This window comes from Actinomadura sp. NAK00032, assembly GCF_013364275.1.
Taxonomy (GTDB): domain Bacteria; phylum Actinomycetota; class Actinomycetes; order Streptosporangiales; family Streptosporangiaceae; genus Spirillospora.
Map to the genome: position 1 here is coordinate 644,678 of NZ_CP054932.1, position 16,616 is coordinate 661,293.

At 73.1% G+C, this 16,616-nt stretch carries 10 protein-coding genes; 5 read left to right on the forward strand and 5 right to left on the reverse strand.

Annotated features, from left to right (window positions below; translation table 11 throughout):
* Positions 1-166 precede the first annotated feature (166 nt).
* The 4 genes from HUT06_RS03195 to fxsT all read left to right on the forward strand — a co-directional run bounded on the left by HUT06_RS03195 (position 167) and on the right by fxsT (position 8,680).
* Complete coding sequence (locus HUT06_RS03195; protein WP_368406943.1) at positions 167-466, forward strand: hypothetical protein; 300 nt, start codon at positions 167-169, stop codon at positions 464-466.
* The gene (locus HUT06_RS03200; protein WP_176194330.1) at positions 466-3,018 is read left to right on the forward strand and encodes an ABC transporter permease; all 2,553 of its coding nucleotides are present in this window, start codon (positions 466-468) and stop codon (positions 3,016-3,018) included. The genes HUT06_RS03195 and HUT06_RS03200 overlap by 1 nt, the downstream gene beginning before the upstream one ends.
* Positions 3,019-3,137: 119 nt before the next feature.
* On the forward strand, positions 3,138-3,569 hold the full coding sequence (locus tag HUT06_RS03205; RefSeq protein WP_176194331.1) for a hypothetical protein: 432 nt from the start codon (positions 3,138-3,140) through the stop codon (positions 3,567-3,569).
* 68 nt (positions 3,570-3,637) lie between these two features.
* Positions 3,638-8,680 (forward strand): FxSxx-COOH system tetratricopeptide repeat protein, encoded by a 5,043-nt coding sequence (gene fxsT, locus HUT06_RS03210; RefSeq protein WP_176194332.1) that lies wholly within the window; start codon positions 3,638-3,640, stop codon positions 8,678-8,680.
* Here fxsT and HUT06_RS03215 read toward each other — a convergent pair.
* Genes HUT06_RS03215 through HUT06_RS03230 form a run of 4 tightly spaced genes read right to left on the reverse strand, consistent with a single transcriptional unit; the run spans position 8,675 to position 13,916 of the window.
* Positions 8,675-8,911 carry a hypothetical protein gene (locus HUT06_RS03215; protein ID WP_176194333.1) on the reverse strand — a complete coding sequence of 79 codons (237 nt, stop codon included), beginning with the start codon at positions 8,909-8,911 and terminating at the stop codon, positions 8,675-8,677. The two genes, fxsT and HUT06_RS03215, sit on opposite strands and share 6 nt — an antisense overlap.
* 9 nt (positions 8,912-8,920) lie before the next feature.
* Positions 8,921-11,074, reverse strand: coding sequence for a hypothetical protein (locus HUT06_RS03220; RefSeq protein WP_176194334.1), 2,154 nt, complete (start codon positions 11,072-11,074; stop codon positions 8,921-8,923).
* Positions 11,071-12,666 carry a peroxidase family protein gene (locus tag HUT06_RS03225; RefSeq protein ID WP_254714949.1) on the reverse strand — a complete coding sequence of 532 codons (1,596 nt, stop codon included), beginning with the start codon at positions 12,664-12,666 and terminating at the stop codon, positions 11,071-11,073. The genes HUT06_RS03220 and HUT06_RS03225 overlap by 4 nt, the downstream gene beginning before the upstream one ends.
* Complete coding sequence (locus HUT06_RS03230; RefSeq protein WP_176194335.1) at positions 12,663-13,916, reverse strand: cytochrome P450; 1,254 nt, start codon at positions 13,914-13,916, stop codon at positions 12,663-12,665. Before HUT06_RS03230 ends, HUT06_RS03225 begins: the two co-directional genes overlap by 4 nt.
* A gap of 199 nt (positions 13,917-14,115) precedes the next feature.
* Between HUT06_RS03230 and HUT06_RS03235 the strand changes: the two genes are divergently transcribed.
* A complete protein-coding gene (locus HUT06_RS03235) occupies positions 14,116-15,078 on the forward strand; it encodes an acyl-CoA desaturase (RefSeq protein ID WP_254714950.1) in 963 nt (320 codons plus the stop codon).
* Between the two features lie 25 nt (positions 15,079-15,103).
* Here HUT06_RS03235 and HUT06_RS03240 read toward each other — a convergent pair whose 3' ends face one another.
* Complete coding sequence (locus tag HUT06_RS03240) at positions 15,104-16,585, reverse strand: MFS transporter (RefSeq protein ID WP_176194336.1); 1,482 nt, start codon at positions 16,583-16,585, stop codon at positions 15,104-15,106.
* Between the last annotated feature and the right edge of the window lie 31 nt (positions 16,586-16,616).

A 16,616-nucleotide genomic window follows, 5' to 3' on the forward strand; every position in this document is an offset into this window, starting at 1 on the left:
CGGCCGCGCGCACGGCGCGGACCGGCCGCCCGGAAGACCCGCGAAGTTCGCGTGATCACATCCGACAACAGTACGCACCCCGGCACCCGGGGTGAACCCGCCCGGGACCTACGGAAGTGCCGTCCTGCCTCCGGGGCCCGCACCTTCGTACGGCGGGCTCCGTACCTTGCCCGCTGTCCGCGCCCGCGCCCGGCGGGTGGAATCGAGGCGAGGCCGGACCCCTGGTGAAGGAAACGGATATGAGCAGCAGCGCAACCGCGAGTTGCCGGCGTTCCTGCGCGACTCGGTGCGCGACAAGGAGCAGACGATCGTGATGGTCACCCACGACCCGGCCGCCGCCGGCCACGCCGACGAGGTGCTGTTCCTGTCCGACGGGACGATCGTGGACCGAATGGCCGCGCCGACCGCCGACCGCGTCCTGGAGCGCATGAAGGGCTTCGAGCTGCCGGGGGGCGAGCGGTCGTGATGGCACGCCTGGCCCTGCGGGGCCTCCTCGCGCACAGGCTGCGGCTGGCGCTCACCGCGCTCGCGGTCATCCTCAGCGTCGGGTTCGTGTCCGGCACGATGATCCTCTCGGCCACCCTGGACAGGTCGATCGGCAGCGCCTTCTCCGACCTCGGCCAGGGCACCGACGCGGTCGTGCGCACCCACCGCGCGGTCAGCACCGAACTCGGCACCGACGCGCCCGACCGGCCCGTGCCCGCCTCGCTGCTGGCGTCCGTCCAGTCCGCGCCCGGGGTGGCGAAGGTGCACGGCGAGGTCACGGGCTTCGCCGGCGTCATCGACAAGAAGGGCGAGGTCCACGGGTCGCCGCCGCAGACCGGCCGGGACTGGAACGCCGACCCGGACCTGTCGCCGATGCGGCTGACATCCGGGACGGGCCCGCGCGCCGCCGACGAGATCGCCCTCGACCAGAACACCGCGGACGCGACCGGCTACAAGGCCGGCGACCGGGTCAAGGTGGTGCTGGCGTCCGGCGTGCGGACCTTCACCGTCTCCGGGATCTTCCAGTACGGCTCGTCGGACGCGCTCAGCGCCCTGGTCGTGACCGCGTTCCAGCCGCAGGCCGCCGAGAGGCTGCTGATGGAGCACCCCGGCACCTACCGGCAGATCTCCGTGCACGCCGCGCCGGGGGTGTCGCAGACCGAGCTGCGCGACGCGATCGCGCGCGTGCTGCCGCCCGGCTACGAGGCCGTCACCGGCGAGAAGGCGATCGACGAGCAGACCGCGTCCGTCAAGGACGTGCTGAAGATGCTGCGGACGTTCGTGCTGGTCTTCGCGTTCGTGGCCGTGTTCGTCGGCTCGTTCATCATCTTCAACACGTTCTCGATGCTGGTCTCGCAGCGGACCCGGGAGCTGGCGCTGCTGCGCGCGATCGGGGCGTCCCGCCGCCAGGTCACGCTGATGGTGATGGGCGAGGCGCTCGGCGTCGGGTTCCTCGGCTCGACGGCCGGCCTGCTCGCCGGCGGCGGGCTGGGCCTCGGGCTGATCGCGCTGTTCGGGGCGCTCGACTTCGGCGTCCCCGCCGGCGACCTGACCCTGCCGCCGATGGCGGTGCTGTTGTCGTACGCGGTGGGCATGCTGGTCACGCTGGTCGGCGCCTACCTGCCCGCGTCGCGGGCGGCGCGCATCCCGCCGGTCGCGGCGATGCGCGACGACGCGGCGGCCGCGAGCGGCCGGTCGCTGCGGCCGCGCGCGATCGCCGGGACGGCCGAGACGGCCGCCGGCGCGGTCGTGATGGCGGTCGGGTTCGGCGGGTCCGGCGACGCGGCCCTGGCCATCGCGGGCGGCGGCGCCGCCGCGCTGTTCATCGGCATCACCACGCTCAGCCCGATCGTCGCCCGGCCCGCGACCCGGCTGCTCGGCTGGCCGTTCGCCCGGATCGCCGGCACGACCGGCCGGCTGAGCCGCGAGAACGCGCAGCGCAACCCGCGCCGCACCGCCGCCACCGCGTCCGCGCTGATGATCGGGCTGACCCTGGTCAGCGGCGTGTCGGTGATCTCCGCGTCGATGGCCGCCTCCACCGACCGGCAGGTGGACGAGGGCCTGACCACGGACTACCGGATCGACGCGCCCAGCTCGCTCACCCCGCTCAGCACCGAGGTGCGGGACGCGGTCGCGAAGACGCCCGGCGTGCGGGACGCGATCGGCGTCGCCACCGCCCCCTTCGAACTGGACGGCAAGGCCAGCCGCGCCACCGCCGGCGACGCCACTGGGCTCGTGCGCCTGTACCGGCTGCGCGTCCAGGCGGGTTCGCCCTCGCTCGGGCCCGACCAGCTGCTCGTCAACCGCGAGACGGCCGACGACAACGGCTGGAAGGTCGGTTCCGCCGTGCCGGGCCAGTACCAGGACGGCTCCCGGACGACCTTCCGGATCGCCGGGATCTACGCGGACGTCAAGTCGGTGCTGGAGACCGCGCCTACGATCATCCTCGGCGCGGCGAGCTACGCCGAGCACTACTCGGACGCGCAGATCGACCGGATCGACATCATCAAGGCGCCCGGCACCGACGCCGCGACGGTCGAGCGCGCGCTGCGCGGCACCCTGGACCGCTGGCCGAACCTCGACCTGAAGAACCGGGAGCAGATCAAGGAGCAGTACACCGCGAGCATCGACCTGCTGCTGCGCGTGGTGCTGGTGCTGCTCGCGCTGTCGATCCTCATCGCCGCGCTCGGCATCGTGAACACGCTGGCGCTGTCGGTGGTGGAGCGGACCCGCGAGATCGGTCTGCTGCGCGCGATCGGCATGCAGCGCGGGCAGGTCCGCCGGATGATCCGGTTCGAGGCCGTGGTCATCTCCACCTTCGGCGCGCTGCTCGGCCTCGCGGTGGGCGTCGTGATCGCCGTGAGCATCCAGAACGCGGCGGCCGACGAGGGGATGGACGTCCTGTCGGTCCCGGTCGGGCAACTGGCGCTGTACGTGCTGGCTTCGGCTCTCATCGGGGTGGTCGCGGCGGTCTGGCCCGCCCGCCGCGCCTCGACGATGGACGTCCTACGCGCCATCGCCTCGACCGAGTAGCCCCGGCCGCCATTCGGGCGCGCCCGCCACCGAACGGCTTGTCCGCGCGCCTCCGAAACTGATCACGGTATATTTCCGCGACCGCGATCGCGGGCCTGTTCCGACCGGAAGAGAGGCGCATGAATCGCCTGTTGGTGGGTGTGGCTTCGGGAGTCACCGTCGCCGTGGCCGTCCCCATCGCAGCGATCATCGGACTCACCGCCTTGGAAGAGAACTGGTGCAAGGGCAAGACGAGAGAGCTGAACAGCGTGCGCGGCGCGGTCGCGGCAGACCTGGAACCGCTGCACAACACTTCTCTCGACATCGTTGCCGTCTGCGATTCGGGCGATCCGCCTTACCTGATCACCGACCTGAAGTCCTCGATCCGGCCCGAGCAGGCCACCGGCCATCTGCGGGACAGAGGATGGCGTCTCGTCGAGACGTACCGGCTGCCCAACGGTGAAAAGTGGGGCCGGACTCTGGAGAAGAGGTACCAGGCAAAGTCTGCGGTTCTGGTGATCCACCGCGATAGGGAGACGGACGCCGTGGACATCACCATCAACCTCGACTGATGGCGGAGCCATTTCCCGGTCCCGTTCTTTTGCGGAATGGGGGCGAGGGCGCGGATTAGGGTGTGGGCATGGGGATGCCGGTGTGGCTGGACTTCGCGGACAAGTTCGCGTCGGTCATCGGGGCCACCGCCGGGATCCTGGGGCTGGTGATCGCGTCCTCGCAGCGGCGGCGGGGCGAGGACGCCGAGGACGGGCCGCGCAGGCCGGCGTCGACCTGGGCCGTCTGGCTCCGCACGGCCGCCGTGTTCGGGGCCTGCTCTCTGATCGTCTTGACGGTGCGCGCGCTGGGCCTGACGTCGGGCTCCTGGGAGTGGCCCGTGTCGGCCATCGCCGTGGCGGTGAGCGTGCTCGCCTGCGCCGCCGCGGTCATGGCCTGGCTGTCGTTCCGCCGGCAGAGCATGCCGCTGCTGGCGGCCGTCCGGCTGCTGCTCACCGAGCAGTGGCAGGACGCCCGCGGGCACCAGTACGAGTACTTCGTCGGGGAGGCGCCTCCGCTTCCGGAGATCTACGTCGAGCAGAAGACCGAGGCCGTCCCGCAGCCGGGACGGGCCGAGTCGCAGCTGTTCACGATCCGGGAGATGCTCCTCGCCCACCGGAGCACGGTCGTCGTGGCCGAGCCCGGCGTCGGGAAGTCGACCGCCGTGGCACTGGTCCTCAGGGATCAGTGCCGCTGGTGGCTGGACGCCTCCCGGTCCGACGACGCGAGCGGCGCCCCCTACGGCAGCGTCCTCCCGGTGTCGGTGCCCGCCGAGCTCCTGGCGGACCGGAGCGTCTCGGAGGCGCTCGCGGCGCACTGCCGCCGGGTGACCGGGCGGTCGGTCGGGGCGGAGCTGTTCGACGACCGGCCGCCGAACGCGGAGTCCTGGCTGGTGATCGTCGACGGGCTCGACCAGGTGCTCAGCTCGCGGCGCCGGGCCCGGGTCCTGGCCAGGCTGGGCGACGCGGTGACGGCGAACGCCGGGCACCGCCGATTCATGATCACGACACGTCCGCTGATGCTCGGGGAACTGGGCAACCTCTCCGGCGAGCACATCACGCGGTTCGCGCTCCGCGGATTCGAGCAGCGGGATCTGTACGCGTTCGCCGAGCGCTGGGTCGCGCACCGCGACCGGACGCACAGCCCGGGGCTGGAGGCGCCGCCGATCACGCTGGAGCGGTTCGTGGCGGCGGTGTCGTCGTCCCGGTTATCGGCGATCGCCAGGGTTCCGCTCATCGCGACCATCACCGCGCTCATCCTGGAGACCGACCAGGACGACGCCCTGCCCACCAGCCGCGCCGGCCTGTACGAGCGGTTCATCCAGCACCTGCTGAACTCGCGCCGCGCCAGGGAAGACGAGGACGAGGGCGCGGCCGCCGACCTCGGCCGGCAGGGCGCGCGGGGCAGGCAGGCGTGGGACTGGCTGTCGGACAACCTGCGCGACCTGCTGGAAGGCGCCGCGGACCTGTGCCTGTCGCAGGGCGGGACCCAGGTGGCGGCCTCGGCCGCGGCGTGGGTGCGCGGTCACGCGCCGCCGGACCTGTTCGACGGCCTGCCGGGCTGGGAGGCGTCCGTGCGCGGGCTCCTGACGAGCACCAGCCTGATCGTCCCCCGCACGGGCGGCCTGCAGTTCGCCCATCCGAGCATCGCCGAGTACCTCGCGGCCGGCCCCCGGGGGCGCGAGTTCGACCGCGCCAGCTGGCTGGCGGACGCGCGCAGCCCGGACGGCCGCAACCTGGCCCTGTTCACCCTCGCGCGGAGCGCCCATTCGGCCGACCCGATGGTCACGCTGCTGATGGAGCGCGGCGGGGCGGACACCTGCGTCGCGGGCGAGATCGTCGCGGACGGGATCCCGGTCGGCGCCTACCTGCGCGCCGAGGTCGTCGACCGGCTGTTCGACCAGCTGATCAGAGACGACCGCAGCGCGCCCGAGGCGCTGGACGTCCTGGTCAAGCTGACCTCCGACGACCAGGTCACCGGTCGGCTCACCACCCTGGCGACGGGGGATGAGGGGTCGCCCTGGGTGCGGGCGTTCACGGCCGAGGCACTGTGTGCGGTGCTCCCGGACGGCAGCGCGATCCTGCGGACCGCGCTGAGAGAGTCCGGCGAGGACGAGGTCCGGCGATGGCTCCTCGAACGGCTCGTCCTGCGCGGTGCGGCCACCGACCAGGAACGGGAGACGCTCGCGTCCCTGGCCCCGGCGACCATCTCCGGGGCCGCCGGCGGCGCCATGGCCGCCCAGTGGTACCGGCAGATCACCGAGGACGCCGACGCCGACCCGGGGCAGCGGCTGCGCGCGCTGCTGGCCCTCGCCGACGGCGGCCACGCCGAGACCGTCCGCTGCCTGGAGGACGTCATCGTCCTGCCGGCGCTGACGGCCGAGGCCCGGTTGGACGCCGCACGGGCCATCCTCCAGGCGGGCCTCGCCGGTGTGCCGGAGGTGCTGCGCCGCGTCGCCGGCGGTGAGGACCGGGACCTCGACGTCCGCGTCCCCGTCCTGGCGGCGCTGGCCGCCGGCGGCGACACGGAGGCGCGCGGGCTGCTGGACGCGCTGTCGTCCGCCGGAGGCGAGGAGTTCGCCGCCCGGTTCCCGTCCCTGGCCCTGTGGTCGGAGACGAGCGGCATGCGCAGCACCGAACGGCAGGCCGGCCGGAACCCGCACGTCTGGGGACGGATCCCACCGCGCAACCCGTACTTCTCCGGCCGCGACGATGAACTGGCGGAGCTGAGGCGCCGCCTTGCCGGCGGCGACACGACGCAGGCGCTCCACGGGTTGGGCGGTGTCGGCAAGACCCAGCTCGCGATCGAGTACGCCTACCGCTTCAGAGACGACTACGACCTGGTCTGGTGGATCCCCTCGGACCAGCCCTCCCTGGTCCGGGGGAACCTGGCGAGACTCGGCGCCTACATCGGCGCGCGGCAGGCCGCGGACGTGGGCACCGACGCCGCGATCACCTCGGTGCTGCACGCGCTCCAGACCGGCAGCCCCTACGACCGGTGGCTGCTCATCTTCGACAACTGCGACGAGCCGGACGAGCTGCATCACCTGCTGCCGTCAGGTCCCGGCCATGTCCTTGTGACCTCCAGAAACCACAGATGGTCGTCCAGGGCGGCGGGGCTGGCCATCGACGTCTTCAGAAGGCGGGAAAGCCTGGCCTTCCTGCGACACAGGATCCCCGGACTGGACGAGACCACCGGCGACGCGCTGGCGGACTACCTCGGTGATCTGGCCACGTCACTGGAGAACGCCGCCGGGCTGCTCGCCGAGACCGGACGATCCGCCGAGGACTACCTGGCTGAACTGGAGAACCAGGCGGATGCCAGACTGCGGAACGGCCGCCCGACCGAATACCCGGTGAGCCTTATGGCAGCCATGGAGTCGGCCCTCAAGCAGGTCTTCGAGGAGGACGTGCTCGCCGCGATCCTGCTGAGGCACTGCGCGCACTTCGGCCCCGAACCCATCCCGTTCGACGTGCTGTACACCGCGCATCGCGTAGTCGCCGGCATGGAGTCGCTCGCCGACCCGCTGAGGTTCCTGGAGACGGTGAGCCGCCTGCGCCGCTACGGTCTCGTCACGGTCGACACGCCGGGCCGAAAGATCCAGGTCACCCGCCTGGTCGCCGCCCTCGTCCGGGACGACGTCCCCCCGGCCGAGCGGGAACGCCTCCTGCACCATGTGCATCTGATGCTCGCCGCCGGCGCGAGCGACCCCGACGCCCCCGAGGCGCGGGACCAGTACTCTGACCTCGCCGGACACATCTACCTCACGGCGACGCTGGAGTGCTCGCATCCGGACGTCCGCTCATTCGTCCTCAAGTGCGCGCGGTTCTTCGCCCTCACCGGCGACCACGCGTCTTGCCAGACCCTCATGGACCGGGCGGTGTCCGCGTGGGAGGAGGACCTCGACGCGGCCGAGCCGCTGATGCGGCAGGCCCAACTGCTGCGCGCCCGCGCCCACCGCGCACTCGGCGACTTCGCCTCGGCCCTGCAGATCGCTCAGAACGCGTGGGAGGCGATCCCCGAAACGCAGGCCGAAGCGAAGTCGTCCGCGGCTCGGTCCCTCGGCGTCGACCTCAGACTCACGGGCGATTTCGCCAGGGCCCGCGACCTCGACCGCCGCGCGGCCGCGTCCGCCGTGGAACTCTTCGGCGACACCGGCGAAGAGGCCCTCGGCGCAGCTCTCCTCCTCGCTCTCGATCATGAGCTCGCGGGCGACTACGACTCCGCCTGCCGAACCTACGCACAGGCGGCCCAGGCCCTGCTAAGCCGGAGGTCGGCGCGGCGATGGGCGCTCGCCGCCATGGCGCTCAGCGGTGCCGCGAGGGCGTCCACCCTCGCAGGCGATTACGGCGCCGGACGGCTTCTCTCGGGGGAGGCACGGGCGGTGTCCCTCTCCTCCACGGTCGGCAACACGGTAAAGGCCATGGTGGGCAGGGACGCAGCCGTGATCCTGCGACTGATGGGCTCCGATCCGGGCGCCCCCACTTCAGGACCAGAGCGGGCGCTGGAGATACTGACCGATATCGGCACCCGGCACGACCCCAGCGGCGTGGACGATCTCGTCTTCCAGCTGAGCCTCGGAAACACCCTGCTCGCCGCAGGACGGCCGGACGAAGCGACCGACCAGCTCGGCACCACCCTGCGCAAGATCACCGAGGTGCTCGGCGATCAGCACCCCTTCACCTACGCCGCCCAGAGCAATCTCGCCGCGGCATGCAGGCTGGAAGGCGCCGGCTCGGGCTCTGCGTCCATGAACCACGCCGCCCACCAAGGGCTGTCGCAGAGCCTCGGCCCCGACCATCCCTACACGCTCACCTGCGCCGTCAACATGGCCGGCGATCACGCCGCCCAGGGCGATCTCGAAGCAGCCGCCGCCCTCGGGCGGACGACCCTCACCGCACTCCGCACACGTCTCGGCGAGACGCACCCGCTCACCCTGGCCGGTGCCGTCAACCTGTCCACCGACCTTCGCCGCCTGGGAGACCCCGGCGCGGCGGCCATGCGCGACCAAGCCCTCCGTCACCTCGCCGCCACGGCCGACGACACACGGCCGGACGCGATCGACGCCCGCCAAGGCCGCCGCCTCACCCCGACCATCGAACTGCCTCCACTGACGGACACCGACCAGCTATGACTCCGCCCCGGACAGGGTGTTCAGGTGGGCGGCGGCGGTTGCCAGATCGGTGGCGGCGGTCGAGGCGGCCGTGATGTGGGCTTCGGCGATGGAGATGAACCACGGCGGCGTCGCCGGATCGTCCCGCAGGCGGTCTATCAGGGCGCGGAGGCGGGCCGCGGCGTGTTCGACGGCCTCCGCGTCGGAGCGCAGCAGGGCGGCGGAGTCGGCGACCGAGCGGCGGACGGGCAAAACGGCCTCCTAAGCAGGGAAGACGAGGGTGCCCGCATCGCGCCGGAGCATCCGATGCGGGTTGCCGAGGCAGAGGATCGGACGGGCGCCGTCGAGGCCGAGGGCGCGCAGCCGGGCGGCCAGGGGGTCGTCGCCTGCTCCGACATGGAGTCGGGCCCGGGGCGCGGGGTGCAGCCTGGCCTGCCCATGGGTGTGGACGAGCGTGCGCAGCGTCGCGCCCGCGAGCGCCGAGTAGACGACCAGGTCGCCGGAGCGCGCCGGGCTGCTCGGGCCGAGCGGCCCGGCGAAGGTCAGAACGCGGTCATCCGGGGTGCCGACGGTGAGCGCGGCGGTACGGCCGTCCAGCCGGGCGCGGATCGGCGCGGTGAAGGCGTGCTCGCTCCACAGGTTGCGGTGGGCGGCCCCGGCGGCGGGAGTGCTCAGTGCGGTGGCGAGCGTCCACAGGCCGGCGCCGCGCAGGTGCGGGCGGCGCAGCAGGTCCAGCCAGACGCCGACGGGACGCGGGCACCACGGATCGTGGACCAGGACCCCGAGAGCCACCTCCTGGTGCGGCCCGAGCGTGCTCACCCGATGGTCGTGGACGGACAACGCGACCAGCGCCCGCGCACCGGCCCGCACCGCGACGGCTCCAACGGACTCCTCCAGGACGGCGGCGGCCGAAGCGGCGTCGACCGCGAACCAGGCCGTGAGCGCCGCCGCGTCCGACGTCCGCGCGGGCAACTCCACCGGGCCGTCGGGAGTGGGCTCGGCGCGGGCGGCGACCGTGAGGAACGGGAAGCCCTCCGGACGGCGCGCGTCGTCGTAGAGCTGGTAGAGCCGCCGGTGGACGACAGGGCCGTTGTAGGGCGCGAGCCGCTGTTCGATGTGCGCGCGCGCCTCCGGAAGGTCGTGCTCGATGTTGGCGGCGTAGTGCTCCAGCCGGTGGCAGGCGGGGAACATGTGCGTCGGGTCGGTGTAGTCCACGACGTACCGGCCGGGCCCCTCGGTGAAGCAGTTCCCGGCGCCCTGCCCGTCGAGGCTCGGGATGATGTCGTGCCGGTTGGTGACGCTGGCGACCCAGGTCGCCGGGTCCGCCGGGCTCTTGAAGTCGATCGGCGAGCCGATCGCGATGACGTGGGTGAGCCGGTACCGGGCGTTGAGCGCGGCGTCCTGGCTGAGGCTCATGACCGCCGCGCCGCCCGCGCTGTGGCCGACCAGGGCGAGGTCGGCGCCGGCGGGGATCCGGTAGTCGTCGATGGCCTTGGCGAGGGCGCGGCTGTAGGGGCCGCTGTCCTGGACGGTGCTGCTGAACGCGCCGAGCAGGTCGGCGGGCGACGCGCCGTCCGGTGCGCCGAGCCGCATCCCGGGCGCCAGCACGACGTACCGCTCGGCGCCGTCGGGGCCGCGCACGGTGAGCAGCAGCGCGCGCCCGGTCGGCCCGACCGCGAGCAGGTCGCCGAGCAGGCCGAGCAGGGACGCCTCCGAGCAGAACCGCGCGGCCTCCGCAGCGGTCGGCTCGGCGCGCAGGGCGGCGCCGCGGCCCCGGTCCAGCCGCGCGATCGCGCGGTTGCTCAGCCCGGTCAGCGGATCGGCGGTCGCGGCGCCCGAGCCGGTGGCGATGAGCCAGGCGGTGTGGTCGTTCAGCGGGTTGCGGTCGAGCAGCGCCCGCAGCGCGAGGACCTCGCTGAAGACGGGGGACACCGCGCTCAGCGCGCCCGCCGCGCCGCGATCGGCGATCAGGTCGCGCAGTGCGGCGAGCACGCCGGACCGGCCCTCGCCGGCCGCCTCGACCAGCCGGCGCACCAGCGGGTCCTCGGTGAGCGCGGGCTCGGCGAGGGCGACCGCGGCGATGCGCAGCCGCAGCGACGTGGTCATGACCGCGACGGGCAGGCTCGGCGTCCCGGCGAACCCGCCGAGCTTGGCGCCGAGGACGCCGAGCACGCCGCCCGCCGGGGCCCAGCCGAGCCCGGCGGGGTCGGTGACGGCGCGGGCCAGCGCCCGCTGCGCCCGCCACCCCTCGCGCGGCGCGCGGCACGCGGCCCCGGCGACCTGCGGATCGGACAGCGCCGCCGTGGCGTGCACGGACGCCTCGCGCAGCGTGTGCGCGATCTCGGCGAGCTCGCGGGCGGCGGCCGGCAGCAGCGCGCCCGGGTTCCCGCCGGCGGGGCCGGCGGGGGCGGTCATCGCGCGGCTCCTCGCCACGTCATGCTCACGAACCGGGGCCGCGGGTCCTCGGGGGTGTTGCGGGCGAGCACGTCGCCGAGCGTGCGGGTCTCGGCGATCGTCCGCAGGCCGCCGGGGGTGAAGGTCGCGGCGGTCAGCACCCGGGGGGCCAGCAGCGGGTTGGTGAGCGCCTGCGAGAACGCGTCGATCGCGATGATCTTGGTGAGCAGCGGCGGCAGGACGGCGGCGGGCGACCCGGGCTCCTCGGCGAACAGCCCGACGTACAGCTCCAGGTCGTCCACGCTGCGGTACCGGTCGGCGAGGGCCTCCCGCACGCGCGGGTCGCCGGAGACCTGGGCGAAGCCGCGCGCCCTGGGGAAGCGGCAGTGGGCGCGGTAGTCGTTGTAGGACGCCAGTTGCAAGGCGCGGGCGTCGGCGATCGAGGAGATCTCGACCTCGCGCAGGATCGGGTCGGTGTTGAACAGGCCGATGCGTCCGGCGCGCTGCTCGGAGGCGTCCTCGAAGAGCCTGCCGAGCCCGGGGCCGGGGATCAGGGCGCCGCCGAACAGCGTCCGGGCGGCGGGCAGTTCGGTGTCGCCGACGACCAGGCTGGACGGGATGAGGCTGTGCCAGCGGTAGACGAGGTTGAACTCGACCGACGCCCAGTTCTGCCGGTGCCAGGGCGCGTGCTGCAGCATCCGGGTGAGGCGGGGGTCGAGCAGGAACCGGAAGTGGTACGGCGTGATGTGGTTGATGTACTCCTCGACGACCAGCCGGATGACCTCGACGATGACGATGTTGCGGGCGGTCTGGAAGAGCCGCTCGTCGTCCCAGCCGGGGTTCTCCGCCGCGAGCGTCCGCGCGACCCGGTTGTGCTCGCGCAGGAACAGCACCGTCATCATCGTGAAGCCGACCTGGACGTTGCCGCGGTCGCCGCCGGTCGCGAACAGGGTGTCGCGCTGCGCGTCGGTCAGCATGTCCATCCGGACCGCCGTCAGCGCCCAGAACTCCGGCTTGATCTTGCCGTTCTCGCAGAGGTAGGGCGGGAACTCGCCACCGTTGATCAGCTGGCTCTTGAGCAGCCCGCCCTCGCGGGCGCGCACGGCGTCGGTGGCCTCGGCGGTCAGCCCGTACAGCGGGTTGAGGTCGATCTCGTGGTTGGACGTGCTGCGCCGCGGGTCGCGGGGCTCCTCGGACTCGCCGCGCAGGAACCCGTCGGTGAACCACTGGGCGAAGTAGGCGAACAGGACGGTGGAGCGGGGGCAGGGCGTCATCTCGCCGTCGCGGGCGAACAGGTCGGCGGCCTGCTCGACCGTCGGGCGGCCGGTCTCCTGATCGGGGACGGGCGGCAGGTGCCGGCCGCTGTAGGTCCGGTCGGTCAGCGACGACCAGGACGTGTACGGCGCCATCGTGCTCAGCGGTTCGGGCCGGGGCGGCATCTCCCGGCAGGCCTGGTCGATCACGGCGGCGTTGATGCGGCGGCGCAGCGCGGTGGACGACTCGGCGAGCCGCCACAGCGGCCGGCCGTGGGTGAGCGCGAGGAACCGCAACCGGTTGCTGACGCCGTCGGAGGCGAAGCCGCGGGCGCTCGGGCGGGGCTTGCGCACGTTCACGCCCCCTCCCGCGCCGGAGCGTCGAACCGCAGCGGGAAGCCGTCGGGGAAGACGTCCCGGTCGCGGCGCACGTCCCCGCCCGCGCGCAGCCCCGGTCTCAGCATGACCCGGCGGACGGTCTCGGCGATCACGACCCGGCCCGGGTGCACGCCCAGGCAGGCGTGCGGGCCGTGCCCGAAGTGCATCCAGGCGTCCTCGGACCGGTCGGCCCGGAAGGCGGCAGGGTCGTCCACGGCGTCGTCGTCGAACATGGCGGAGGCGACCGCGGCCAGGACCAGCCGTCCGGCCGGGACGGTCTCGCCGCTGGGCAGGACGTGGTCGCGCACGGAGTAGCGGGCGATCATCTTGAGGAAGGGGTCGAAGCGCAGCGCCTCCCACACATGGCCGTCGAAGCGCTCGGGGTCGCCGGCGGCCGCAGCGGCGGCGGCGTGCAGGTCGGGCCGGCCGAGCAGCAGCGACACCACGTTCGTCATGGACCCGGCGGCGTTCTCCACGAACCCGAGCAACGTGCCGGCGATGTTGACCGCGACGCGCTCGTCGTCGAAGCCGAGTTCGGCGGGCAGCCGGGTGCGGACCAGCCGGCCGAGCACGTCGGCGCCGTCGGGCGCCGCGCGCCGCTCGGCGACCAGGCCGCGCAGGTACGCCATCATCTCCGCGCCCGCCGCGACCGACGCCGCGTGCACCCCCGGATCACCGGCGAAGTTGGCGGTCACGTCGGTCATGATGGCCCGCGACCAGCGCGACAGCGTCGCCTCGTCCGGCCCGGGGAAGCCGAAGTAGCGGGCGCAGACCCTCAGCGGGACGCCCCGGAACACCTCCGCGACCGCGTCGAGGCCCCCGCCGGCGCCGTCGAGCGCCCCGTCCAGTGCCTCGTCGGCGAGCTCTCCCGCGAGCGCGCGCACGGCGGGCACGTCCTCGGGCGCGAGCATGACCCGCATCAGGCCCTTCTCCCGCCAGTTCATCGGGGTCCCGTCGCGGGTCAGCATGATCGGGGCGCCGAGCGCGGCCTCCATCGACGGACGGTAGGCGCTGACCGTGAACGCGGCCGGCCGCGACAGCACCTCGGTGACGTCGGCGTGCCGGGTGACCAGGGTGAAGGCCGGCGCCGCGAGGACGGGACGGTCCGCGCGCAGCTCGGCGAACAGCTCCCGCCAGTCGGTGCGCAGCCACCCGGCCAGCCGGGCCTGGGCGGCGGCCGGATCGGCCCGGACGAGGGCGTCGTAGGCGGCGAGGTACCCCTCTGGCTGCATGGCATCAGCTCCCAAGTCGTGACCGGCCGGATCCAGAGAGTAAGAGTCGAAACCGTCACCGCCAAGAGATTTGGCACTTTGAGTAGTTAAGTAACTTCAGTCGGTGATGGTTGCCTATCTGTCAGGCGACTGCCGTCCGCTGCGTCTCCGCAGTTCAATGGGCCCGACCTGTGGGTGGAACCGATGGCGGGAGGATCGGATGGCGGAGGCGGATCGGGCGATGGGCGAGACGCTCCCGGTCTCCGTAACCCGCCGGCACGCCTACTTGATGGTCCTGGTCGTCATTCCGCCGTTAGCCGTGGTCGCGGCGGTGGCCGCCGCCTGGGGGCGCATGGTCGGGCCCGTCGACATCGCGCTCGCCCTGGTCATGTACACCGTCAACATCTTCGGCATCAGCGTCGGCTACCACCGCCTGCTGACCCACCGCTCCTTCAAGTGCCCCCGTCCCGTCCGGGTGGCGTTCGCCCTCGCCGGTGCGCTGGCCCTTGAGGGGCCGCCCTCGCTGTGGGCCGCCGAACACCGCAGGCACCACAAGTACTCCGACAAGCCCGGCGACCCGCACTCGCCCTGGGCCTACGGCGACAGCGGCTTCGCGCTGGTGCGCGGCCTGCTGCACGCCCAGGTCGGCTGGTTCTACAGCGCCCGCAGGCGCTCCAACCGCGCGCACTGGGTGCCCGACCTGCTCGCCGACCGCGACATCCGCCGGGTGGACGCGGCCTACCCGGCGATCGCCGCCGCGTCCTTCCTGCTGCCCGCCGCGGCCGGCGGCCTGATCACCTGGTCGTGGACGGGCTTCTGGACGGCCCTCTTCTGGGCGGGCCTGGTGCGCTACGCGGTCGTCCACCACGTCACCTGGTCGGTGAACTCGATCGCGCACTGCTACGGAGACCAGGCCTTCACCACCCGCGACCATTCCTCGAACGTCCGCTGGGTGGCGATGTTGACCTTCGGCGAGGGCTGGCACAACTGGCACCACATCGAGCCGACCAGCGCCCGCCACGGCGTCCTCAAGGGCCAGACCGACCCCAGCGCCGCCCTGATCCGCCTCCTGGAGAAACTGGGCTGCGCTTACGACGTCCACTGGCCGTCCCAGGCGCGCATCGAAATGCGAGCGAACCACTACGCCGACACCCGCGCAGCGCGAGAACCCAAGGCGAGTTGAGCGGTGCGGTTCGCCCGCGTACGCGTCACTGGTCGACGTGCTCGGCCGCGTTCTTCGGGAGCGCGAACATCACAAGGGCCGCCACGGCGTAGAGCACGGCGGAGACGACGAGCACGATGCTGAGCGCGTCTCCGTAGTCGGCCTGGTCCGGTGCGCCGGTCGCCGACTCGGTGGCGGTGGTGAAGAAGAGCGTGCCGAGAACGGCGATGCCGACGGCGCCGCCGATCTGGTTGACGGTGGAGAGCACGCCGCCCCCGGCGCCGGCGTCGCGCGCGGGGATTCCCGCGAGGACGACGTTGACGAGGATGGGGGCGCACAGCCCGAGCCCGAGGCCGCCGATGAAGAGGGCGAGGGCGAGCAGCGGGTATCCGGGGTCGCCGCCGTCCCTGACGACCGTCCACAGGAGGAGCTGCGATGCCGCGATGGTGAGCGACCCGGTGATCAGCAGTGCCCTCCCGGCCCTGGCGGCCAGCGCGACGCCGAGCCCCGAGGTGACGATCGAGCCGAGCGCGTAGGGCAGGATCACCAGGCCGGTCTCCCACGCCGTGCGGCCGGTGCCGTTCTGGAGGTAGACCGACAGGGTGAGGAAGAACGACCCGATGCCGCCGAAGAAGAGCACGGACGCGCACAGGCCGATCGCGAACGCGCGGATCCGGAGCAGGGCCGGGTCGAAGACGGGCTCGCTCCCGCGTCCGGCGAGGCGGCGCTCGTGGACGAGGAGGACCGCCAGCACGGCGATCCCGGCGGTGAGCAGGGCACAGCTGGTCCAGGTCCATCCCCGGGACTCGGTCTGGATGATCGGCAGCAGCAGGAGCAGGACGCCCGCCGCCGCGAGCAGCGCGCCCGGCAGGTCGAGCCGCGCGGTCGAGGCCGAGCGGGACTCCGGCAGCACCTTCGCGCCCATGACGAGCGCCAGGACCGAGACGGGCACGTTGATCCAGAAGATGGTCCGCCAGCCCAGGCCGAACAGGTCGGCGTCGACGAGCAGCCCGCCGAGCAGCGGCCCCGCGACCGACGCGAGCCCCTGGACCGCCCCGTAGGCGCCGAACGCCCTGGCGCGCTCGCCCGGGGCGAACGACGCCCGGATGATCCCGAACACCTGCGGGACCATGATCCCCGCGGTCAGCCCCTGCGCGGCGCGGGTGCCGATGAGCATTCCCGGCCCGGCGGCCAGCGCGCAGAGCGCCGAGGTGAGCGTGAACCCGGTCAGCCCGATCATGAACAGGCGCTTGCGGCCGTACCGGTCGCCGAGCCGTCCGCCGGTGATCAGGCCCGCGCCCAGGGCGAGGAGGTAGGCGGCGATCGTCCACTGGATCTGGGCGTCGCCGGCCCCGAGGTCCCGGGCGATCGCCGGGGCCGCGACGGTGACGATCGTCCCGTCGAGGAGGTCCAGGAAGGAGCCGAAGAGCACCACCAGGAGCGCCGCGCTCGCGCCCGCGCCCGAGACGAGCGCCGGCGCAGTGCCGGGCGGACGAGTGCCCTCGTGAGGGAGTTGTGAAGCGGTCATGGCGGCAACCATCGCGGCTATAGTTGCCGCC

What these genes read in the sequence shown, in the direction of transcription:
- HUT06_RS03200 (WP_176194330.1), top strand. Translation starts at nt 466, where the DNA reads ATGGCACGCCTGGCCCTGCGGGGCCTCCTCGCGCACAGGCTGCGGCTG.
- HUT06_RS03205 (WP_176194331.1), top strand. Translation starts at nt 3,138, where the DNA reads ATGAATCGCCTGTTGGTGGGTGTGGCTTCGGGAGTCACCGTCGCCGTG.
- fxsT (WP_176194332.1), top strand. Translation starts at nt 3,638, where the DNA reads ATGGGGATGCCGGTGTGGCTGGACTTCGCGGACAAGTTCGCGTCGGTC.
- HUT06_RS03220 (WP_176194334.1), bottom strand. Translation starts at nt 11,074, where the DNA reads ATGACCGCCCCCGCCGGCCCCGCCGGCGGGAACCCGGGCGCGCTGCTG.
- HUT06_RS03230 (WP_176194335.1), bottom strand. Translation starts at nt 13,916, where the DNA reads ATGCAGCCAGAGGGGTACCTCGCCGCCTACGACGCCCTCGTCCGGGCC.
- HUT06_RS03235 (WP_254714950.1), top strand. Translation starts at nt 14,116, where the DNA reads ATGGCGGAGGCGGATCGGGCGATGGGCGAGACGCTCCCGGTCTCCGTA.
- HUT06_RS03240 (WP_176194336.1), bottom strand. Translation starts at nt 16,585, where the DNA reads ATGACCGCTTCACAACTCCCTCACGAGGGCACTCGTCCGCCCGGCACT.